This is a genomic window from uncultured Thiodictyon sp., from assembly GCF_903946935.1.
Lineage (GTDB): Bacteria > Pseudomonadota > Gammaproteobacteria > Chromatiales > Chromatiaceae > Thiodictyon.
Genome location: NZ_CAJAXH010000099.1, coordinates 13283 through 35172, shown reverse-complemented (window position 1 = coordinate 35172; position 21890 = coordinate 13283). Strand labels below are relative to the sequence as shown.

Sequence of the window (21890 nt, the reverse complement as noted above, 5' to 3'; positions counted from 1 at the left end):
TTATCAGTGTTGCGCCAGTCACCCGGAGGGTGATCTGCATAGTGGATCTACCCGATTGTATTTCTTGGCGAGCTTGGCGCCTTGGCGTGAGCAATTCCCGGGTTTAGGGTCAAGGATGCGGCACGACCATCAGCAGCGCATCGATCACCCGGTCCACGTCCGCGGGAGAGTGGAACAGGTGGGTGGAGATACGCAGCGGCGCGGAGAAGGTCCCAGGGGCCGCGTTCTGGGTCGGGTTACTGCGCAGCGCATGGGGCACCGAGTTGTTGCGGATCACGATCTGGTGGTCGGTCTTAAGCTGGGCCACCGCGGCCGCAGAGGCGGCACTCTGGGCACTCGACTGGGCGGCGGTCAGGTCCGCGTTATAGTCGAAGCCGGGCGAGAAGGGATTGAACGAGGTGAGCCCGGTGCGTGCCGAAGCGTCCGCGAAGCCCGCATAGGGGATCGAGAGCGCGTCGAAGCCCCAATGGTCGACGATGCGCGAGCGCAGGTATTGGGCGAGCGCAACGACATAGTCCTCGATCGCCTGCCGGCCCCAGGCGTCCCACAGTTGACAACACTCGACCAAGGCGTTCTGGCTCGGCCGGCTGCCGTTGCCGATGAGTTGTAGCACCGCGGCGATATTGTGGTTGGGGTCGCGTACACCGTTCGCCAGGATGCCCGCCGCACCATAGATCAGGGTATTGGTCGCATAGTAGGTGGGCAGCGGGTTGGTATTGGTGTAGCCGGGGACCGGGATGTCCACCATCGGCGAGGGCACGCCGAAGGGGGCGTAATCGCTGGTCGGGCGCTGCAACACCTGGGGCGAGGGATCGAAGCCATTGCGAATATACATAAAGCCGGTCTGCCCCGGCCCACACTGCCACTTGTGTCCGGAGCCGGAGAAGAAGTCGCAGCCCATGTCGTGCAGGTCGAGCGCCACCATCCCCGGCAGGTGGGCGCCATCCACGATAGAGATGATCCCTTTCCTGGCCGCCCATTTGCAGAGCCGCTTGGCGGGCAGTCGTGCGCCGGTCAGATAGATCGGCGAGGAGAACAGGATCGCCTTGGTCTTCTCGGTGTACTGGGCCTTGAACCGGGCCAGCACCTCCGCGTCGCTGTAGGCGTCGTTGGTCGGGATATTGACGGTCTTGATGACGACACCAAACCGCTCCGCCAACATGTTGTAGACGGAGATGCCGGCGTCCTCCTCCATGTTGGTCGTGATCAGCTCGTCGCCGGGCGCAAAGGGGATGCCCATGACGATGCGCCACAGACCGTCGGTGGTGTTGAAGCTCAACACCAGCTCATAGGGATCGCAGCCAAAGCCTTGGGCGATGGTGTTGCGCATCGCCTGCTGGCCAAAGAAATAGGCGGTCGGGTTGCCCGCAATCGCCTTGTAATCCTGATTGGCGTTCTTGACCACCTGGGTGGGGGAGGACCCGGTGGTGCCGATATTCATGTAGAGCAGGCCAGGGTCGAAGCCGAAGGCCTTCTCGTAGGGGCTCTTGCCGGCGGCGGCCGCCGCCTCAGGGATGAGCCCGGGCAACCCGTCCTCACCGATCGAGAGTCCGCCCAGCATCAGGCCGGCGCTCCCGTAGCCAAAGAGCTTCAAGAAATCGCGACGGGCCGTCTGGACCCGCCCGGCGGCGTCCTCGACGGCCGCCTTGGCGGCGGCAACATCGCCCACCGCCGGGCCAGCATTGATCGATTCGTTCACGAGTATCCTCCGTCGGGCGATAGTCTTGGATGCACGTGAGAGTGTACGTGCCCAGCGTTACAGTCGAGTGCCTTACCGTGAAAGTCGCGCCGGGAGCGCGGTCCAATCCCCCCCCCCTCGGGGGGGAGGGCGGGGAGGGGGAACGGCCAAGGCGCCCGCCACTTTCATCTTGCGGGGTGGTGCGAGCGCCATGGCCGTTAGCGTTTGTAAAGCCGGTTAACGGTAACAGATCCAGTGCAAGAGAATGAGCCGCCCGTCACGAAAACAAGAGCCCGGATAGGCTAACAAAAAAAGCCAAGCAGCTCCCAAGGGTGCCCGCTCCAGCGCACGGCCGGCAGTAGCGGCGGGAGTGCGGTGAGGGGCGTCTCGGCGGAGGCGGCATCCGCCTCCGGCGCCGCGGCGTCGGCAGCGGTACACCGACAGACCCCGGCAACCGCCACCAGGTCATCGCCGTCGAACACCAGGGGGACATAGGGCCGCAACCAAGGCGGTACCCCGGCATCCTGAAACAGCTTCTTGAGCGGACGGTTGCAGGCGCCCCCCGCGGGCCGACAACTGAGCTCGGAGACCCCAAAACGCACCCGCCACGGCGGCAGCGGAGCATCCCGCCGACCCGGATCGCAAACCCGTTCCAGGGTGCCCAATCCGTGCGGCAATTCCAGCACCGCGCCCGCCCACGCCAACGTCTGCCCAACCGACACCGGGGGCGATGGGCGGAGCGCAAAGAGGTCCTGGCGATAGCGGCGTATTTCACAGCCCCGCCAGGCGACCAGGGGGTCGGCGTCCGGGCGCGCCGGCAGGACCTCCGCGAGGATGCGCCCCAGGTGTGTGGTGTCGGGCACCATAAAACTACGCCGTCGCAGCCACAGGCGCAGCACGGCCTTGCACAGCTTGGGCTCCAGCCGCACGAGCCCGGGAATCGACAGGGTCCCCGGACGCCCGCCGCTCAAGCCCGCCAGTTCGCGCCCCGCCGCCAGGTCCACCAGGTCCGCCGCCTCCGCGCAGTGCGCGGCGCTGCGCGCCAGGGTGGCGGAGACCGCCGGCCAGCGCTCACGCACGAGCGGCAGGACCAGATTGCGCAGATAGTTGCGATCCATGGCCGGCTCGCGATTGGTCGGGTCATCCAGCCAGGTCAGCCCCAGGGTGCGGGCATACTGCTCCAGGGCCGCACGCGGGTAGTCGAGCAAGGGGCGCACCAGCCGGCCGAGCCCCAGGTCGGCCACCACCGGCATGGCGGCCAGACCGTGAACGCCGCTGCCGCGGATCAGTGCGAGCAGCAGGGTCTCGGCCTGGTCGTCCTGATGATGGGCGGTGAGCAGCAGGTCGCCGGGGGCCAGCAGGGAGGAAAACTCACCGTAACGCGCCGCCCGGGCCGCCGCCTCGGGGCTCTCACCACGCCCCGGCTTGGCCGTCACGCGCCGGGTCAGCAGCGGGATGCTGAGATCCTCGCAGGTGACCCGGCAGTGCTCGCCCCAGCGCGCGGAGTCCGGATGCAGGCCGTGATCGATATGCACGGCCCACAGCGCCCCGGGCAGGCGCTCGCGCACCGCGGCGGCGGCGCGCAGGAGCGCGGTGGAATCGAGCCCGCCACTATAGGCGATCCAGACCCGCCCGACCGGATCGAAGCCGGCGAGGGTCGCGACCAGTGCTTGCGGAGCGAAAACCGCCATGGCAGATACCCCCCGGTGAAGCGAACTATTCCTTGAACTTGCCGTAGCCCATCAGACGCGTGTAACGCTCGGCAATCAGTTGATCGAGATCGATCTCTTGGAGTTGTTCCAACTGCTCGGAGAGCGCCGTCTTCAGCGCCAGGGCAACCGCGTCCGGGTCCCGATGGGCCCCGCCCAGGGGCTCCGGGATGATCTGGTCCACCAGCCCCTGCTCCCGCAGCCGCTCGGAGGTGATCGCCATGGCCTCGGCGGCGAGCTGGGCCTTGTCCGCGCTCTTCCACAGGATGGACGCGCAGCCCTCGGGTGAGATCACCGAGTAGGTGCTGTATTGCAGCATCAGCAGCCGATCGCCAACCCCGATCGCCAGCGCCCCGCCCGAGCCGCCCTCCCCCACCACTGTACACAGGATCGGGGTACGCAGCCCCGCCATGACCTGGAGGTTACGAGCGATCGCCTCGCTCTGACCGCGCTCCTCCGCGCCGACCCCCGGATAGGCCCCAGGGGTGTCGATGAAGGTCAGGATCGGCAACCGGAAGCGCTCGGCCATCCACATCAGACGCAGGGCCTTGCGATAGCCCTCGGGGCGCGGCATGCCGAAGTTGCGGTAGATCTTCTCCTTGGTGTCGCGCCCCTTCTGGTGGCCGATCGCCATCACCGCTCGGCCATCCAGGCGCGCCAGACCGCCGACCATGGCGGGGTCGTCCGCGTAGGCGCGGTCCCCGTGCAGTTCGTGGAACTCATCGAACAGGCGCCGGGTGTAGTCCAGCAGGTAGGGCCGCTGGGGGTGGCGCGAGAGTTGCGAGATCTGCCAGGAGGAGAGTCCGGCGAAGACCGACTCGGTCAACGCCCGACTCTTCTTCTCCAGCCGCTCGATCTCCTCGGCGATGTTGATCTCATTGTCGTGCCCGACGAGGCGCAACTCTTCAATCTTCGCCTCGAGCTCGGCGATGGGTTGTTCGAAATCGAGAAAGTTCAGATCCATAGCCGCGATCACATCATCGAAGTCTGAAAAATTGGGCCGGTTGGGGTCGGGCGGCGCCGCACGCTGCCTCACCGGCTCACCGCGGACTTGCCGCGGCGCGCCGGTTAGGCACAATAGCGGAACCCTTCCTCAGGATACAGACCCATGTGCAAACATCTGAAGACCGTCGCCCTGGTCGGCACCCTCGCCGCCCTGCTCCTGCCGGCCGCCGCGCCCCAGGCCGAGCCATTTGGCTGCCTGCCGCTCTACGGCAACTGGTGCGGTCCCGGCCACCCGGCCGGCCCCGCGCTGCCGCCGGTGGATGTCTTCGACGCCGCCTGCATGCGTCACGACCTCTGCACCGCGGGGCCGTGGGCGGAGACCGCCTGCGATCGCGCCTTCGTCGACGAACTGCACCTGCTCGCCAACCAGACCGGTTGGCTGCCGCGCCCCCTCCAGTGGGCCGAGTACCTGATCCGGGTCAAGGCCGGCGGCGGCTGGGGCGGCATGCCGATGCCCATGCCGGGGGATGCCATGGGCGTCATGTCGAGCGTGCTGACGCCCTGCTGGTGATCCCCTCGGCAGCCGCAGGACTGCGCCTCAGGCCAACCAGACCTTGCCGCAAGCGCCCTCGTTCGAGATCGCGGCCGGCGGCTGGAAATTGGACAGGATTAACAAGATTTTTTAGGATTAACAGGATGACGAAGCGTAGGCAGAAGACCGGCAATCCTGTAAATCTTGCGAAATCCTGTTAATCCTGTCCGTTTACCCGCAGGCGGTTGGCACGCCCAGGGTCAACGCAGCCAGGTCCGCACCGCCGCGACCCCCACGTCCAACCAGCCGGTCAGTTGCACCAAACCCTGGTCCGCCCAGGCCACGACCTCGACCCGCGTCGGGAGCTGAGAGAACTCCGCTGGCGGGGCGAACCACGCGAGCACACCCACCGCCGCGGCCATGGCCAAGCTGCTGAGGGGGTCATTGAAGCTGAAGGGCTTGAGCGCGGTGCCGAAGGAGCGGCGAATCCGCTTGTTGAACAGGTCCACGCTATAGACCTCGTCCAAACACAGGTGCGTCAGATAGCCCAGACCCAGCATCAGGCCGCCCACCCAGGCGGCACGCGGCGGCTGCTCCAGGAGCCGCTGCTCCAGATGGACGGTCGCCAGGGTGACGAAGGCGACGGCCAGCCAGGAATGCCAGATGCCGCGATGCACGGTGAAGCGGGCGAAGGTCTCGAACAACAGAAAGCGCACGGCGAGGAAGAGCGCGAACCAGAGCACCGCGAGATCCAGCGACCGATAGTGCCCGACCAGCGGCAGGGTCCAACCAAAGGCCAGGGCCGCCCCCAGGGCACCGAAAAAGGCCCGCCCGGTGGACGAGATGTCCGCGTCGATGTCCGGCAGCACGCTGCCGGTCACCCCCAGGCCAAACAGCACCAGGGTCTGGCCCGGGGGCACCAGGTCGAGCCCCTTGACGGCCAGGACGGCACCGCCGCTGACGAAAATACCTACATAAAAATGTGTTTTGAAATTGGCCATCCGACGTCAATACCCATCCTCGAAACGGGCACAATTCGATCCCAAGCGGAACTGATAGCTGCGCCGCGGCTCGATGAAGGCGACCCGCCGACACTCGTTGAATCCAATAGTGTAATAAAAAAGATAATTGCCGGGATCGAGCTGGAAGCTGAATTGCTGATTGACCCACAGCCGGAACATCCGGTGGCCGTCGATCCGCAGGATGATGGGGCCGACGAAACCCGTCCAATCGTCACGGTAGACGGTCACGTTAGACGCGACCGCGGGCTTGTTTACCGGCGGCAATTGACCGATGAGGCCCCCGGCACAGCCGGCCAGAAGGGCGGCGACCACGAGGGCAAGGAACGCCGCCAGCCGGGTCCGCGGCGCGCCGACGAAGGGTGCGGTACGCGGCCGCCTGGCGATAATCCCGTTCATAAATACCCCACTGACCCTACCCGCTGCACCGTGCCCTGTGGCGCCCCGCGGCCGCGGCGGCGCCGGGCCGGATGATGCCCGCCCGGGTCGGCGAGCGTCAACCGGCGCTTGTCCAGAGCGGGGCCAATCCGGTATGGTTGAGTCATGCGATTCGCAGAGACAGACGACAGCGGCGGCAACCTGATCCAAGCCTATGGCCCGGAGGGGATCCGTATCGGCGCTCGAACCTACCGCGGCGGCCTGATCGTCACCCCCGGGCGGATCATCGCCGACTGGGGACCGATCGACTCCGCCGGTCTGAGCGCCGAGCACCTTCAGGCGCTGATCGACCTGAACCCGGAACTGATCGTGCTCGGCACCGGGGCGACCCAGGTCTTCCCCGACCCGTCGTTCTACGCCGCCGCGCTGGAGCGACGGATCGGGCTCGAGACGATGGACACCGCCGCCGCCTGCCGCACCTACAACATCCTGATGGCCGAGGGTCGTCTGGTGGTCGCCGGACTGCTGCCCCTGTAAGGTCGAACCGCTCGCGCCGCCCGCGCGGCCACCCTAAGCCCGCCTGCCATCCCCTCGGAGTCGTCCCAGTCATGGACCGTAAATACATTATCACTATCTTGGTTGCCGGCCTGCTCGGATTCGCCGGCGCCATGCTCCTGATGCCGCCCACCATCAAGGACGAGACGGTGCGCCTGCCCTGGCGCGTGACCACCGACCAGGCCGGGCGCACCCGGGTCTTCGGCTTCACCCTGGGCCAGACGCCGCTCGCCGAGGTCAGCCGGTTCTTCGGTGAGGACGGCACCATCAATCTGTTCGAGACCCCCGGCGCGACGCAACCCCTGGGGGTCGAGGTCTACTTTCAACAGGTCTACCTGCAGAGCCTGCGGGCCGACTTCATCATCACCCTGGACGTCGACCAGGCGACCCTGCGGCCCATGTACGAGCGTGGGTTGCGCATCAGCCAACTGGAGAGCGGCGACAAGAAGATCAAACTGGACCCGGCGGACGTGGCGACGCTGATCGAGCGTCCGATCCGCACCATCACCTACCTACCCCAAGCACGCCTGGACGAGGCCACGATCGAGAAACGCTTCGGCACCCCCACCGAGCGCCGCCTCGACCCCAGCAACGGCATCATCCACTGGCTCTACCCCGCGCGCGGTTTCGACATTGCCCGCAACACCAACGACAAGATAGTCATCCAGTACGTCAACCGCTCGGACTTCCATCGCCTGGCACTGCCGCTGGGCCAACCCGCCGCCGGCCCCACGCACCCCTGAACTTCGCAGGGAGTCACGTCCCAGCCGGCCGCAAGATTCTCTTTCCGGCGGGGACGACGGAATCCAGGCCAGGGACGGCAACCTCTCGGCCGCCGCGGACTCGCAGACTATTGCGGGCCGCCCGGAGCGACGATCAAGGCCCTCTTTCCACTCTATCTGCGCTGGTTAGCTAGAGTGGCTCTTCCGAGCCCCTAGCAGCCTGTCGGACTTGATGGCGTAACCGATTGATTAAACAGGAAAACGACTTTTTGGCGCAAAAGATGAAACTCTTTGCATTCAATCGGTTGCATCACTAAGTCCGACAGCCTGCTAGGCATACCTGCGAACTATCGACCGGCAGCCTGCATTAGAAGCCAATGAATCTTTATATCAATTGGTTACTGCACACTCATGTTCCCGTTCCTCAGGTTCAGCGACCGCTCAGGCGTGTCTTGAAACAGCGGCAGCGCCAATTTCGTTCATGACTCCATTCTTGACGACACGTTGATTTTGGGTTAAACCGCTATACAGGTTTTCGACCGGATTCACTTGGCCGATAATGGTGCAATGCAACATAATGATGCAATGCAGCAATTGAGCGAAATGGTGCATTGCAGCATCGAGCTGGAATGGAGCAATGCAGCAATTTGAGGCCCCGCCGCGGCCTTGGCCAGTCAACAAAATCATTACAATCAGGTGAAGACCGAGCGGCCGGTCGATCACGGATCGTCGCTGAAGGCGCTGTCCTTTCGGTGATATCCACCAACGAGAACGAGGAGGATTGTCCATGCCTACGTTAGACGGTTACCGCAGCACCCACTCGGATCTGCGCCAGATGATCGACGACCTGCGCTCGCTCCTCACCATGGAGCAATTGCGCATACGCCCGAACGCCAGGACCGCGTATGAACTATTGTGCGACCTGGGTGAACGGGTGCGTCGACACCTGACCGAGGAGGATCGTGGTCTATATCCCAGCCTGCTGATCCATGATGACCCCAAGGTGAAGTCACTGGCCTGGGGCTTTATCAGCGGGGAGAAGCCACTGCGCAAGACCTTTGACGATTACCATAGTCGCTGGCTGAAGAACTGCGACTTCAATTTCAGCGACGACTTCCTCGAGGAGACCCAGGAGGTATTCGCCATGGTCGCGCAACGGCTGGATCGCGAGGAGCGGGTCCTCTTCCCCAAGCTGGTGGAGATCGGCCTGTTTCGCGAGATGCGTCTGTGACTCAGCGGCCCAAGCGGGGGCGCCTTCCGCGTGCTCCCCTTGAGTCCCAACCGATGCCGAATTTGGCCGACGCCGCGCTGGCCAATCCACCACCAAGCGCCTGCGGGGACGGGACTCTGACAGCCCCTGCACACTGCATCCCATCGACATTGCCCTGGCCGAGCACATCCTCGCCACCCTGCAAGGAACCATCGCGCGGGCCTGGCCCCCCGCCGTCTACACCATGGCTAGCTCGCCGGGCCACTAGGCGGCACAAGGCCGACGTCCCGTCCGGGCAGCCCATGCCTGCCCGGAACGCGGGACTCGCCCGACTCAACGAATATAATTGACTTCCTGGCCGAGCATGTCGGGAGAGACCAGGGTGACACCGAGATCGGTCACGTAGTAACCGGCTTGCCGATCGGCCGCCGCATCGAAGCCGATCACGGTGCCCTCCGGGATCTGACAGGAGCGGTCGATGATGGCGTTGCGAATGCGGCAACTGCGCCCGATGGTCACGTCCGGCAGGATCACCGAGTCCTCAACGCTGGCATAGGAGTTGACCCGGACGTTGGAGAAGAGGAGCGAATGCCGCACCTTGGACCCGGAGATGACACAACCGCCGGAGACCATGGAGTCCACCGCCATGCCGCGCCGGTCATCGTCGTCGAACACGAACTTGGCGGGCGGGAGCTGCTCCTGATAGGTCCAGATGGGCCATTGCTCGTCATAGAGATTGAGCGGCGGCGTAACCCCGATCAGCTCCAGGTTGGCCTCCCAGAAGGCATTCAGGGTGCCCACGTCACGCCAATAGGCCTGCTCGCCGCTGCGCGAGTCGCGGAACGGGTAGGCCATGACCCGATAACGATCGAGTACCGCGGGGATGATGTCGTTACCAAAGTCGTGCGAAGACTCCCGCGTATCGGCATCCTTGATCAACTGCTCGAACAGGAAGCCGCGATTGAAGACATAGATCCCCATGGAGGCCAGGCAGTGGGTGGGACGGCCCGGGATGGTCTCGGGGTCCCGCGGCTTCTCCTGGAAGCCCCTGACCCGCCCGTCCGCATCCGCGGTCATGACACCGAACTCCAGTGAGCGTTCCTTCTCCACCTCAATGCAGCCCACCGTCATGTCCGCGCCGGTTTCGACATGGTGGGCGATCATGGTCCCGTAGTCCATCTTATAGACGTGGTCACCGGCCAGGACCAGGACATACTCCGGATTGTGATTGCGGATGATGTCCAGGTTCTGAAAGACCGCGTCGGCCGTCCCCGCGTACCAGGCGGTCTCCACCACCCGCTGCTGGGCCGGCCACAGCTCCACGAACTCACCGAACTCGCCCCGCAGGAAGCCCCATCCCTTTTGGATGTGCAGGATCAACGAGTGGGCCTTGTATTGGGTGAGCACGCCGACCTGGCGGATGCCCGAATTGATACAGTTGGACAGCGGGAAGTCGACGATGCGGAACTTGCCGCCGAAGGGGACCGCGGGCTTGGAGCGCCAGGCGGTCAGGTGTTTGAGTCGTGAGCCCCGCCCACCGGCCAGGATCAGGGCCAGGGTGTTGCGGGTCAAACGGCTGACGAACCGCGGATTCGATGCCGGCATGGGTCCTCCTCCAGATTGTACAAGTCGGCGTTTGGCGTTCAGGGGTGCCTACCGACGGGCTTATGGTACCATCTGACAGGTTCCGGGCATCCCTTGCCTACACCAAATAATCCCCTCGCGGAGGACAGAATACCGATGGCCGCCCCCAACAGCCCCGCACCCACGCTGCCAGAGCCGCTCGCCCGTATCGTCGAGGCCCGTCACCACGACCCCTTCGAGGTCCTGGGGCGGCACGTCACCGGCAGCCGCGTGACGGTGCGCGCCTTCCTGCCCGAGGCCGAGCGGGTCAGGATCATGGAGGCGAACGCGGAGATGATCCGCACCGAGGGGACCGATCTGTTCACCTGGGAGGGTGAGGCAGCCGCCGTCCCTGAACGCTATCGCCTGGAATGGGAGGACAAGACGGGCCATCGCGGCAGTACCCACGACCCCTATTGCTTCCCGCCCCAACTGCGCGACTTCGACCTGCACCTCTTCGGTGAGGGCAAACACTGGGACGCCTTCCGCTTCCTGGGCTCGCATCTGTGCGCGGTCGACGGCATCGACGGGGTCCAGTTCGCGGTCTGGGCGCCGAACGCCGACCGGGTGAGCGTGGTGGGCGACTTCAACCGCTGGGACGGGCGCGCGCATCCCATGCGGGTGCGCGGTGCCACCGGGGTCTGGGAGTTGTTCATCCCCGGCGTCGAGTCGGGCGGCTATTACAAATACGAGCTGCGCGACCGCTCCGGCAACGCCCATGTCAAGATCGACCCCTACGCCAACGCCTTCCAGGAGCGCCCGGAGACCGCCGGGCTGATCACCGCCCCGAGCGCCTACGAGTGGGGCGACGCCGACTGGATAGAGGCGCGGGCGGAGCTCGACTGGCAGCGCCAGCCCTTCTCCACCTACGAGGTCCATCTCGGCTCCTGGCAGCGCGACGCCGCCGGCGACTTCATGAATTACCGTGAGTTGGCCGTCCAGCTCGCCGCCTATGCCAAGGAGTTGGGCTTTACCCACGTCGAACTCCTGCCGATCACCGAGCACCCGCTGGACGCCTCCTGGGGCTATCAGTGTACCGGCTATTTCGCGCCCACCAGCCGCCATGGCACCCCGGACGATCTGCGCTTCTTCATCGATCACCTGCACCAGGCCGGGATCGGCGTGCTGCTCGACTGGGTCCCCGCCCACTTCCCGAAGGATGCCTATGCACTGGCACGCTTCGACGGCTCGGCCCTGTACGAACACGCGGACCCGCGCCTGGGCGAACACAAGGACTGGGGCACCCTGATCTTCAACTTCGGCCGTAACGAGGTGAAGAACTTCCTACTCTCCAGCGCGCTGTATTGGCTCTCCGAGTTCCATATCGACGGGCTGCGGGTCGACGCGGTCGCCTCCATGCTCTATCTGGACTATTCGCGCAAGGCTGGCGAGTGGATCCCCAACAAATACGGCGGCAACGAGAACCTGGACGCGGTGGACTTCATCCGCCAGTTGAACATGGTCACCCACGAGCAGCACCCGGGCACGCTCATGATCGCCGAGGAATCCACCGCCTGGCCGGCGGTCTCCCGCCCCACCTATCTGGGGGGGCTGGGCTTCAGCATGAAGTGGAACATGGGCTGGATGCACGACACCCTCTCCTATATGGAGAAGGACCCCATCTATCGCCATTATCACCACGACCTGCTGACCTTCGGCCTGCTCTACGCCTTCACTGAAAACTTCGTCCTGCCCTTCTCGCACGACGAGGTGGTGCATGGCAAGAAGTCGATGCTCGACAAGATGCCCGGCGACCCCTGGCAGCGCTTCGCCAGCCTGCGCCTGCTCTATACCTTCATGTTCAGCTACCCGGGCAAGAAGCTCCTGTTCCAGGGCTGCGAATTCGCCCAGGGCAAGGAATGGGACTTCAACGAGGCCCTGGATTGGGAACTCCTGGAGCGCCCCCAGCATCAGGGAATCAAGAAGATCGTGGCGGATCTCAACCGGCTCTACCGGGATCAGCCCGCGCTGCACGAGGTGGACTTCGACGGCGCCGGGTTTGAATGGATCGACTGCCATGACAGCTCCCAGTCGGTGTTGAGCTATATCCGCAAGGACAAGGCTGGCGGGCGTCTGGTGGCGGCCGTCTTCAACTTCACCCCGGTCCCGCGCAACAACTACCGCATCGGGGTACCCAAGGCCGGCTTCTGGCGCGAGGCCGTCAACTCGGATGCGCTCATCTACGGCGGCAGCAATGTCGGCAATCAGGGCGGGGTCCTCTCTGAAGAGGTCAGCTGGATGGGTCGACCGCACTCCATCCCGATCGCCCTGCCGCCGCTCGGCGGCCTGATCCTGGTCCACGAACCCAAGCACGAGGAAGCGCTCGTCAAGGCGTTGGCCACGGAGGCCGCAGAGGTTCCGGCGGCCGAGCCGGCCGCGGTCAGCGCCTAAGTAACGCCCCCCCGGGCCCCGCGTGGGGCCCGGGGAGCACCGCGCCCGCCATGCAAATTTGGGTCGACGCCGACGCCTGCCCCAAGGTGATCAAGGATATCCTGTTCCGTGCCGCGGAGCGGGTCGGCATGCCTTTGACCCTGATCGCCAACCAGCCCATCCCCACCCCGCCGTCCCGGCTCATCCGCGCCATCCGTGTCGCCCCCGGTTTCGACGTCGCCGACAACGAGATCGTGCGCCTGCTGGAGCCGGGGGACCTCGTCATCACCGCCGACATCCCCTTGGCCGCCGAGGTGATCGCCAAGGGCGGCCACGCGCTCAACCCCCGCGGCGAGCGCTACACCCCGGACAACATCCGTGAGCGCCTGACCATGCGCGACTTCATGGACACCCTGCGCGGCAGCGGCATCGCCACCGGCGGCCCGCCGCCCTTAGGACCGCGCGACCGCCAAGCCTTTGCCAATGCGCTGGATGCGTGGCTGGCGCAGCAGCCGTCACAGGAGCGTTGAGCACCAGCGTCGTCCTGGCCGGAATGCCAGGACACGCAACAGTTCGCTGGTCTCGCCCAACGGCCCGCTGCTCTCCCGAAACGCTTAATCAGCCGCTGCTCACCCGGGTCCGCGGGCGTGCCCTTGGCCTGGGGGGACACGGCTCGGACGTCCGTGCCCCGGCCGCGATTAGGATAATACGCTTCGGCCATTCACGGCACTCAACCGGCGGGCTGCCGCCTCAATCGGTCGGCCAGCCGCGACGGACAGCCGCGAAATCAGTGACCGGAATCCGGGCACTGGTTGCCATCCCGCGGACAGTGCAACATACTAGCCATTGCAAGAGTCTTTGTCGCACGTGGCTGCGTTTCTCGCTTGTAGAAAGCGGGCAGAGGATTGGATACCCCAGTCTATCCGATTGGCTTTCCTATCTCTAAAGTTTGCACCCGAGCGACTCGCTAACGAGCATAGATCGTAACCGCCAGGAATTGGATCCCATGGGGAAGTCACTGTCCAACCGCGTCCGGACCTACCTGTTCGACCGCCTGCTATCCCTGGCCGCAACCCGCGGCTATCAGGTAACGAAACGCCACTACTATTCCCCCGTTCCAGACGCGGGCGACTGCTCGTCACCGGGATTCTGGGACGCTCAGTCGGCGCTGACCGGGGTCGATCTAGGGGCGCAGCGTGGGCTTGACCTGCTGGATCGGGTGTTCCCACCCTATCTCGCTGAGTTCCGTTCACGCTATGGTCTGCACGCGCAAAACAGCCAGGGGCGCTTCTACCTGATCAACGGCATCTACATGGCGGTCGACGCCCACGTCTATTATTGCCTGGTGCGCCACCTAAAGCCGAAGCGGATCATCGAGATCGGCTCGGGCCAATCAACCCGGGTCGCGCTCGATGCGTTGGCCGCCAATCGCGACCTGGATGGTGTCAGCAGTACCCTGACCGCCGTCGAACCCTATCCCGCACCCGTGCTGAAGGCGCTCGCCGCCGACGGGCGGCTCGAACTGCTCGAGACCAAGGTCCAGGACTTGGGGACTGGGTTCTTCGCTTCACTCACGAGCGGCGACCTACTTTTCATCGACAGTACACACGTACTTAGGGAGGGCAACGACGTCCAATTTGAATACCTCGAACTGCTTCCGCGACTGCCCACGGGGGTCTATGTTCATATCCACGACATCAGCCTCCCGCGACGCTACCCCAAGGTCTATTTCGACCAGGGTATCTATTGGAACGAGCAATATCTACTCCAGGCATTCCTCGCCTTCAATACCCGATTCGAAACCATGTGGGCGGGCAATTTTCTACTGCTCAGTCATCCTGAGCGGATGCACGCGGCCTTCCCCGAGATCGCCGCCATGCGCGAAGAATATCCGGGATCAGAGCCCAGCGCTTTCTGGATGCGCACCATTTGATCGCCAGTAGTACCGCCTCATTTGCCCGATCGGGGACGATCGAGGTCTTGATAGAATGAACCCAGAGCGCTGTCGCACCGTCCACGCGACCCTGGAGGCCGCCTATGGCCCCCAAGGCTGGTGGCCGGCGCAAACGCCGTTCGAGGTCATGGTCGGCGCGGTACTGACCCAGAACACCGCCTGGACCAACGTGGAGCGGGCGCTTGAGCGGCTGACGGGGCGCATCGAGCTCACGGCCGAGGCGATCCTGGCGCTCGACGAGGCCGCGTTGGCGGATGCGCTGCGCCCCTGCGGCTATTTCAATATCAAGGCCAGGCGCCTGCGCACGTTCTGCCAGGGCTTTCTCGCGGGAGGCGGGCTCGCGGGGCTCGCCGCACTGGATACCCCGGGCCTGCGCCGCCATTTGCTGGACATCCCGGGTGTCGGCCCGGAGACCGCGGACGACATCCTGCTCTATGCCTTTGAGCGCCCCGTGTTCGTGGTCGACGCCTATACGCGGCGGGTCTTCGCCCGGTTGGGGCTCCTGCGCGGCGATGAGGGTTATGAGACCGTCCGCGCCGCCTTCGAGACCGCCCTGGGCGCCGACGTGCCGCTGTTCAACGCCTATCACGCGCTGATCGTGCGCCACGGCAAGGAGGTCTGCCGCACACGGCCGCGCTGCCAAACCTGCTGCCTGAGTGCCGGATGCCCGGCTGCCGCGGTGACATGAGGACCGGAGATGACCGACCTGGAACGCGTCTACGACTATCACCGCGCGAGCAAACACCAGAGCGAGCGCTATGCACCAGGGCCGGGCGGGCTGGACTGGGCCAATCAACCGGACCCCTTCCGGGTCTTCGCGGGTACCCCGTCCATCGAACTCCCCTTGGGGGCGGACGCCCAGCAGGTGCTGTTCGACCGCATCCGCACCGGTGAGCGGCCGGGCGCGGTGCCGGTCGACCTTGCACACCTGGGCGTGTTCCTGGAACTGGCCCTGGGGCTCTCGGCCTGGAAGTCCGCGGGCGACACCCGCTGGGCGCTGCGCTGCAACCCCTCCAGCGGCAATCTGCACCCCACCGAGTGCTATCTGATCGCCGACCCGCGACCCGATCTGGCGGGCGGCGTCTGGCACTATGTGAGCCGCGACCACCGCCTCGAGTACCGGGCGCGGGATGCCCAGGCGCAACCGACCGCCCCGTCCAGGGCCCCCGTGGTCCTGGCACTGACCAGCATCCACTGGCGGGAGTCGTGGAAATACGGTCTACGCGCCTACCGTTACTGCCAGCTCGACCTGGGTCACGCACTGGCCGCGGCGACCTATGCCGCTGCCGTGCTGGGCTGGAGGGTGGGCGTCCTACCCTGGGGCGACCGGGACCTGGCCCGGCTGCTGGGCCTCGATCGCCGCGACGATTTCGACCCTGGCCAGGGCGAGACGCCGGACCTGGCACTCTGGGTCGGCCCCCAGGCGCCGGCAGCGACGCAACTGACCCGCCTGGCCGCGGTCGAGCGACACTTCAGCGGGCAGGCGAATCGGTTGAGCGGGGACTATCGACACTGGCCAGGCATCGAAACGGTCGAGGCGGCCGGTGAACGCCCGGCCGCAGCCAGTCCCAGACCGACCGCGGACCCGCCCCCGGCCCTGCCGCCACTGCTGTCCAATCATTGCGGACTCACCGCGGCCGACCTGATCCGCCAGCGGCGCAGCGCCCAGGACTTCGACGGCATCAGCCCGCTGCCGACACAACGCTGGTTCGCCATGCTGGACGCCCTGCTGCCGCGCCCCGGGGTGCCGCCACTGGACGCCTGGGCCGGGCGCCCCCGGGTCCACCTGGCACTCTTCGTCCACCGGGTCACGGACATTACCCCCGGACTCTATCTGCTGGTCCGCGACGGCGCGGCACTCCCCGCGCTGCGCGCCAGCCTGCGGCGCGACTGGCGCTGGGACCCGGTGCCCGGCGCACCCGCGCACCTGCCACTCTACGCCCTGGCCTTGGGCGAGACCCAGGTGGCGGCGCGCCAGCTCGCCTGTCACCAGGACATCGCCGCCGACAGCGCCTTCGCGGTGGGGATGTTGGCGGACTTCGACACCGCGCTGGCGGCGGGTCCCTGGCACTACCGGGAACTCTTCTGGGAATGCGGCCTGCTCGGTCAGGTCCTCTATCTGGAGGCCGAGGCGGCCGGCGTGCGCGGCACCGGCATCGGCTGCTTCTTCGACGACGCCATGCACCGCCTGCTGGGCATCGCCGACACCCGCTGGCAATCGCTCTATCACTTCACCGTCGGCACCCCGGTGGACGACCCACGGCTGCGCACGCAGGCGCCCTATACCCATTGGGAGACCCGAGACCATGCCGCTCACCATAGCGCGTAAATCCTCTCACGGAGACACCAAGACACAGAGAAGAGCCGCTCAACGACAACATCAAAGGTCGCAACCCAAGCGGCAGGAAGCAATACCCGAGGTGGTCAGCCACACGCCCGATCCCTAATGCACGTCCCAAAGGCTTGAGGCAGAATGCCCACTTATCCGTTGCCCCCCTATCCCTCGTTATCAACCGGACCGAGAGACGCGCATGCAGACGTTTACCTTCGATTGCGAAATCGACGCCCAACACGGCGTCGTACTGCGCTTGCCACGCAGCGTAGCACCTGGCCGGCACCGGTTGGCGGTGATCGTCGATCCGCCAGCTTCCGCAGTGGCGCCGGATATACCCTTGCGCCCGGTCGACACGCGCACGGCGCCACGCACCGATCTGTGGCGGCGACTGGAAGCCCTGCGCGCTCAGGCCGAGGAAACGGGTGCCCTCCCCGCGCCCATGGCCTGGGACGCGGTACTGGAGGAGGCCGAGCGACGGCGGGGCGAGCGCGATGACTAGACGACGCACCTATCTCGACGCCAATGTCTTGATTGCCGCGTGGAACGGCGACGACGAGTCGCGGGCGTGGGCACGTGCCGTACTGGACGATCCGGAGCGTCACTTCCTCACCAGCGATTTCGTCCGTTTAGAGGTTCTGCCCAAACCCGGCTACTGTCGTCGCCCAGTCGAAGTCGCCTTCATGCAAGCCATATTGTCGATCGCTGAGGATGTACCAGTGACCGGTGCCGTGGCCCAACACGCACTTGTGTTGGCCGCACGCCATGATATCGCTCCCCTTGATGCGCTGCATCTGGCGGCAGCCGCGGCGGGCGCCGCAGACGAGGTTGTGACCTTTGAAAGACCCGAGAAACCCATGTGCCGACAAACCGAAATATCCGTTATATCGCTGCGTGCCATACGCGATGAGGCACACGTCGGCGGGGCAGACTAGAAAGATCTGGTGCATTTCTAATAGCAGAAGAAAACGTACGAAAAATGCTCCTTGAATATTGCCGTCCGGATTCGGATGACGCCGAACTGGTACGTGTGATTGTTGTGGGACCCTACCCCACACGAGAGTTTTTTCAGACAATTGCGGAATCACTCTTCCCAAAAAACATTACGCTATACGCCGACGATGGGTGGCCATTGGATCAACTGGAAGATATTGAAAAATATCTCAATACAGCGCAGATCACTTATGGCGACGACATTTTAAATGCCGACAGCGGCGAAAAGCTCTACGAGATTCTTTCACAAAATTGGGGCCAGTTTAGTGGCTTAATGCTTGATTACCACCTCTAATAGCGCGCACATAAGACTCGCTGAGCCACTAACAACAAATGCTCTCCCGCAACTCTTGCGCCCCCCGATCATGCAAGCCGCGCCGTCATGGCCGACGACCTGGCCTGCTGCATCATCCCGCCCACGCCGGTCGGGACGCCCCGCCACCGGGTCGACAGGCACTGCGCCGGCCGTTGGGCCATAATGGCCCCGGAGCCCCACCGCGTCCGCGCGGCTGGAGCTAACCGGTCAAGGTCTTGCGACCATCGTCCAGTGCCGCGCCGACGCGGGAACCCCCGGACCCCAACCCATGTTTGAGCCCCACGACCAAGCCCCGCCGACCCGCCCCTCGACCCTGGGCACGGACCAAGACCGGCAAGTCCAGGCCGATCTCACCCGCCTGCTCTACGATCAGGTACGCCCGGGCATTGTCGTCACGCTGGTCAATGCCGTCCTGGTGGCCGGCGCCATGAGTCTGGTCGCGAGCCCCGCGGCGGTCTGGACCTGGTTCGGCTCGCTCGGGCTAATCCTGGCCGCCCGCGCACTGCTGGTCGCACGCTTCCACCAGGACCGCGCCGCGGTCGCGGATCGGGTTTGGGCCCAGCGCTTCACCCTGGGTGCCGGCGCCACCGGGCTCGCCTGGGGGTTGTCGGTGCTGCTCCTGCCAGTGAATGCATTGTCCTATCAGGTCTTCCTGGGGTTCGTGATCTCCGGCATGGTGGCCGGGGCCATTCCGACCCTGAGTCACCACCTCCTGGCCTACCGGGCCTACCTGCTCACCGCCCTGGTCCCCTTCGGCGTGCGCATGGCGGTCCTGGGCGACCAACTGGCGTACACCTTTCTGTTCCTGGTGACGCTCTTCGGGCTCTTTATGTGGGTCAACGCCGGGCGCTACCACACGACCCTGCGCCGCTCACTGGAGCTGGGTTACGCCAACCTGGACCTGGTGGCCGATCTCACCCGGGAGAAGGAGCAGATCGACGGCTTGAACCAACAGTTGGCGCGCGAGGTGGATGAACGGCGCGCCGTCCAGCAGGCGTTGGTCAGTGCCAAGGAGGTGGCCGAATCCGCCAGCCTGGCCAAGAGCCAGTTCGTGGCCAACATGAGCCACGAGATCCGCACCCCTATGAACGGTGTGCTGGGGATGCTGGAGATGCTCGCCCAGTCGAATATGGACACCACCCAGCGGGGCTATCTGGAGATCGCCCGCAGCTCGGCCGAGGGGCTGCTCACCATCATCAACGACATACTCGACTTCTCCAAGATCGAGGCCGGCAAGCTGGACCTGGAGGCCATCCCCTTCGACGCCCGCCTGCTGGCGGAAGACGTGGCCTCACTGTTCAGCGCCAGCGCCCAGAGCCGGCACATCGAGCTGGCCTGCTTCGTGGAGCCCCAGGTCCAGACCCGGGTCCTGGGGGACCCGACCCGCCTGCGCCAAATCCTTACCAACGTCCTTGGCAATGCAGTCAAATTCACCCACCAGGGGGAGGTACTGCTGCATGTAAGCGAATGCGCCGAGGCCGCTGCGCCCGTCACCCTGTGTTTCGCCATCAGCGACACGGGCATCGGCATGACCCCGCAGCAGCGCGAGCGGCTTTTTACCCCCTTTGTGCAGGCCGACGGTTCCACCACACGCCGTTTCGGCGGTTCCGGACTGGGACTCACCATCAGCAAGAACCTGGTGGAATTGATGGGCGGCACCCTGGAGGTCGAGAGCACCATGGACCAGGGTTCGCGCTTCCTGATCCGTATCCCCTTCCCGCCCCAAACGGACACGGGGACGCCGCCGGCGGCGGACGGACTCGATGGGCGGCGCATGTTGGCGGTGGACGACCACCCGACCAACCTGGAGATCCTGGGCCACTACCTGCGCGGCTGGGGCGTGCGCTTCACCTGCGTCACCCACCCCGCGCAAGCCCTAGAGCAGCTGCGCGAGGCCGCCCGCGAGGGGCAACCGTTCGAGGTCGCCATCCTGGACATGCAGATGCCGGACATGGATGGATTGGCATTGGCCCGGGCGATCCGGGCGGACCCCGCCATCGCCACCACCCGGACCATCCTCTTGAGCTCAGTCGGCCAGCCGGCCGCGGCGGACCTGCCGGGCATCGACCTGGCACTGAACAAGCCGGTGCGACTCGCCCTGCTGCGCGACGCCCTGTTCCAGTTGGTCCACGGCCGCACCCCGGAGCCGCCCCCCCGTGCGCCGCAGCGCGCGACCGGGCAGCTCACCGGGCGCGTCCTGCTGGCGGAGGACAACCTGATCAACCAGAAGGTCGCCTGCGGGATGTTGCGCAAGCTGGGACTCACCGTGGAGGTGGCAGACAACGGCGCGGCGGCCCTGGAGCTGATCGCGCAGCACGCCTATGACGCCGTGTTGATGGATGTGCAGATGCCGGTGATGGATGGATTCGCGGCGACCCAGGCGCTGCGCAGCCGTGAGCAGGCGAGCGGGGGACCACGCCTGCCGGTCATCGCCATGACCGCCAACGCCATGTCCGGAGACCGGGACCTGTGCCTGGCGGCAGGGATGGACGACTACATCCCCAAGCCGGTGCGACTCGCCGAATTGCACCGCGTGCTGGACCAGTGGATCGCGGCAGCCTGAGAGCGCTAAGGCGGTTTCCCCAGAAGTCTCACGCCAAGGCGCCAAGATCGCCAAGAAGACAGTCGATTAGTCGACAACCCTGGAAAGAGCGGTTGTCACGACACGGCGTGATTGCCCAAGGTTTTTCAGTGCGTTATCTGCGCTGTGCCATTCACCCGGAGGGTTATCTGAAAAATCCACATACCCTTTCGTATTTCTTGGCGAGCTTGGCGCCTTGGCGTGAGACTCTTAAGATCTTCGGGCTAGCCGGCCAAGTCGCCCGCCTCCTCGCCCTTGAGTAACAGGACATAGCCGCGGCCGCGCGCGGCGGCGATCACCAGGGAGTCGATCCCGGCCTCTTCGAGCTTGCGACGGATGTGCCCCACATGGACATCGGCGGCGCGATTGCCCGGCCCCCAATGGACGCTGTTGAGCAGGTCGCCGCGGCCGACCGGACGGCCGGCGTGGCGCATCAGTTGGGCGAGGATACCGGCCTGGGTCTCGGTCAATTCCACCGGCGGCCCGCCGCCATCGGCACACACCTCACGGGTGGCCAGATCCAACACCACCGGACCGACCCGCAGCCGCCCCTCCGGATTGGACGCCGGATGACGACGACGCAGCACGGCGCGCACCCGGGCGCGCAGTTCGCCTGACTCGAATGGCTTGGTCACATAGTCGTCGGCGCCCGCGTCCAGGCCGCGGATACGCTCGTCCGGGTCATCGCGGCCGGTGAGGATGATGACCGCCACTGGGGTGGTCGACCCCAGCTCCCGGGCCAGGTCCATCCCGTCGTCGGCCCCTAGATTCAGGTCCAGGAGCACCAGGTCGGCCCCCGTGTTGCGGTAGATGCGGCGAAACTCAGCGGCGCTGGGCGCCAGCGCGGTGTGGTGACCGTCGATTTCCAGACAGCGGGCAAGCCCCCGCGCCAGCGGGAGATCGTCCTCGACGATGATGATGCGGGCAGAGTCGGTCATGGTCGGTCCTGGCGGTCGGCGGCGCGCGGGGGCTG

The 21890-nt window shown here is 65.5% G+C and carries 21 protein-coding genes; 13 read left to right on the top strand and 8 right to left on the bottom strand.

What is annotated here, in order from left to right:
* Nucleotides 1-109: 109 nt before the first annotated feature.
* From QZX93_RS09085 to QZX93_RS09075, 3 genes are all read right to left on the bottom strand, one after another.
* On the bottom strand, nucleotides 110-1699 hold the full coding sequence (locus QZX93_RS09085; protein WP_295385578.1) for an aminotransferase class V-fold PLP-dependent enzyme: 1590 nt from the start codon (nucleotides 1697-1699) through the stop codon (nucleotides 110-112).
* 281 nt (nucleotides 1700-1980) lie between these two features.
* Nucleotides 1981-3369 carry a tRNA lysidine(34) synthetase TilS gene (gene tilS / locus QZX93_RS09080; RefSeq protein ID WP_295385577.1) on the bottom strand — a complete coding sequence of 463 codons (1389 nt, stop codon included), beginning with the start codon at nucleotides 3367-3369 and terminating at the stop codon, nucleotides 1981-1983.
* 25 nt (nucleotides 3370-3394) lie between these two features.
* The gene (locus tag QZX93_RS09075; protein ID WP_295385610.1) at nucleotides 3395-4351 is read right to left on the bottom strand and encodes an acetyl-CoA carboxylase carboxyltransferase subunit alpha; all 957 of its coding nucleotides are present in this window, start codon (nucleotides 4349-4351) and stop codon (nucleotides 3395-3397) included.
* 144 nt (nucleotides 4352-4495) lie between these two features.
* On the opposite strand from QZX93_RS09075, the gene QZX93_RS09070 reads away from it, so the two are divergent.
* Nucleotides 4496-4903: a hypothetical protein gene (locus QZX93_RS09070; RefSeq protein ID WP_295385575.1), complete on the top strand. Its 408-nt coding sequence runs from the start codon at nucleotides 4496-4498 to the stop codon at nucleotides 4901-4903.
* A gap of 221 nt (nucleotides 4904-5124) precedes the next feature.
* On the opposite strand, the gene QZX93_RS09065 is transcribed toward QZX93_RS09070, so the two are convergent.
* Nucleotides 5125-5865, bottom strand: coding sequence for a metal-dependent hydrolase (locus QZX93_RS09065; RefSeq protein WP_295385573.1), 741 nt, complete (start codon nucleotides 5863-5865; stop codon nucleotides 5125-5127).
* A 6-nt stretch (nucleotides 5866-5871) separates the two neighbouring features.
* Nucleotides 5872-6282: a hypothetical protein gene (locus QZX93_RS09060; protein WP_295385571.1), complete on the bottom strand. Its 411-nt coding sequence runs from the start codon at nucleotides 6280-6282 to the stop codon at nucleotides 5872-5874.
* A gap of 144 nt (nucleotides 6283-6426) precedes the next feature.
* Between QZX93_RS09060 and QZX93_RS09055 the strand changes: the two genes are divergently transcribed.
* Together QZX93_RS09055 and QZX93_RS09050 are read left to right on the top strand one after the other, a co-directional pair.
* The gene (locus tag QZX93_RS09055) at nucleotides 6427-6798 is read left to right on the top strand and encodes an Mth938-like domain-containing protein (RefSeq protein WP_295385569.1); all 372 of its coding nucleotides are present in this window, start codon (nucleotides 6427-6429) and stop codon (nucleotides 6796-6798) included.
* A 71-nt stretch (nucleotides 6799-6869) separates the two neighbouring features.
* Nucleotides 6870-7559, top strand: a complete 690-nt coding sequence (locus QZX93_RS09050) for a hypothetical protein (protein ID WP_295385567.1) — start codon at nucleotides 6870-6872, stop codon at nucleotides 7557-7559.
* 420 nt (nucleotides 7560-7979) lie between these two features.
* Here the strand turns inward: QZX93_RS09050 and QZX93_RS09045 are convergent, their stop codons facing one another.
* Entirely contained in the window at nucleotides 7980-8261 is a 282-nt protein-coding gene (locus QZX93_RS09045) for a hypothetical protein (protein WP_295385565.1), read from the bottom strand.
* A gap of 64 nt (nucleotides 8262-8325) precedes the next feature.
* On the opposite strand from QZX93_RS09045, the gene QZX93_RS09040 reads away from it, so the two are divergent.
* Complete coding sequence (locus tag QZX93_RS09040) at nucleotides 8326-8769, top strand: hemerythrin domain-containing protein (protein ID WP_295385563.1); 444 nt, start codon at nucleotides 8326-8328, stop codon at nucleotides 8767-8769.
* A gap of 312 nt (nucleotides 8770-9081) precedes the next feature.
* Here the strand turns inward: QZX93_RS09040 and glgC are convergent, their stop codons facing one another.
* Nucleotides 9082-10353 (bottom strand): glucose-1-phosphate adenylyltransferase, encoded by a 1272-nt coding sequence (gene glgC / locus QZX93_RS09035; RefSeq protein ID WP_295385561.1) that lies wholly within the window; start codon nucleotides 10351-10353, stop codon nucleotides 9082-9084.
* 135 nt (nucleotides 10354-10488) lie between these two features.
* On the opposite strand from glgC, the gene glgB reads away from it, so the two are divergent.
* The 9 genes from glgB (at nucleotide 10489) to QZX93_RS08990 (ending at nucleotide 20899) form a co-directional block, all read left to right on the top strand.
* Nucleotides 10489-12762 carry a 1,4-alpha-glucan branching protein GlgB gene (glgB, locus tag QZX93_RS09030; RefSeq protein WP_295385559.1) on the top strand — a complete coding sequence of 758 codons (2274 nt, stop codon included), beginning with the start codon at nucleotides 10489-10491 and terminating at the stop codon, nucleotides 12760-12762.
* A 50-nt stretch (nucleotides 12763-12812) separates the two neighbouring features.
* Nucleotides 12813-13271, top strand: coding sequence for a YaiI/YqxD family protein (locus tag QZX93_RS09025; RefSeq protein WP_295385557.1), 459 nt, complete (start codon nucleotides 12813-12815; stop codon nucleotides 13269-13271).
* Between the two features lie 476 nt (nucleotides 13272-13747).
* Nucleotides 13748-14674, top strand: a complete 927-nt coding sequence (locus QZX93_RS09020; RefSeq protein ID WP_295385555.1) for a class I SAM-dependent methyltransferase — start codon at nucleotides 13748-13750, stop codon at nucleotides 14672-14674.
* Nucleotides 14675-14729: 55 nt separating this feature from the next.
* Entirely contained in the window at nucleotides 14730-15383 is a 654-nt protein-coding gene (locus tag QZX93_RS09015; RefSeq protein WP_295385553.1) for an endonuclease, read from the top strand.
* Nucleotides 15384-15392: 9 nt separating this feature from the next.
* On the top strand, nucleotides 15393-17024 hold the full coding sequence (locus QZX93_RS09010) for a SagB/ThcOx family dehydrogenase (protein ID WP_295385551.1): 1632 nt from the start codon (nucleotides 15393-15395) through the stop codon (nucleotides 17022-17024).
* Nucleotides 17025-17226: 202 nt separating this feature from the next.
* Nucleotides 17227-17529, top strand: coding sequence for a hypothetical protein (locus QZX93_RS09005; protein WP_295385548.1), 303 nt, complete (start codon nucleotides 17227-17229; stop codon nucleotides 17527-17529).
* The gene (locus tag QZX93_RS09000; protein WP_295385546.1) at nucleotides 17522-17962 is read left to right on the top strand and encodes a PIN domain-containing protein; all 441 of its coding nucleotides are present in this window, start codon (nucleotides 17522-17524) and stop codon (nucleotides 17960-17962) included. The genes QZX93_RS09005 and QZX93_RS09000 overlap by 8 nt, the downstream gene beginning before the upstream one ends.
* A 44-nt stretch (nucleotides 17963-18006) precedes the next feature.
* Nucleotides 18007-18315, top strand: a complete 309-nt coding sequence (locus QZX93_RS08995; RefSeq protein ID WP_295385544.1) for a hypothetical protein — start codon at nucleotides 18007-18009, stop codon at nucleotides 18313-18315.
* Between the two features lie 289 nt (nucleotides 18316-18604).
* The gene (locus QZX93_RS08990) at nucleotides 18605-20899 is read left to right on the top strand and encodes a response regulator (protein ID WP_295385542.1); all 2295 of its coding nucleotides are present in this window, start codon (nucleotides 18605-18607) and stop codon (nucleotides 20897-20899) included.
* Nucleotides 20900-21141: 242 nt separating this feature from the next.
* Here the strand turns inward: QZX93_RS08990 and QZX93_RS08985 are convergent, their stop codons facing one another.
* Complete coding sequence (locus QZX93_RS08985; protein WP_295385540.1) at nucleotides 21142-21855, bottom strand: response regulator transcription factor; 714 nt, start codon at nucleotides 21853-21855, stop codon at nucleotides 21142-21144.
* Nucleotides 21856-21890 lie beyond the last annotated feature (35 nt).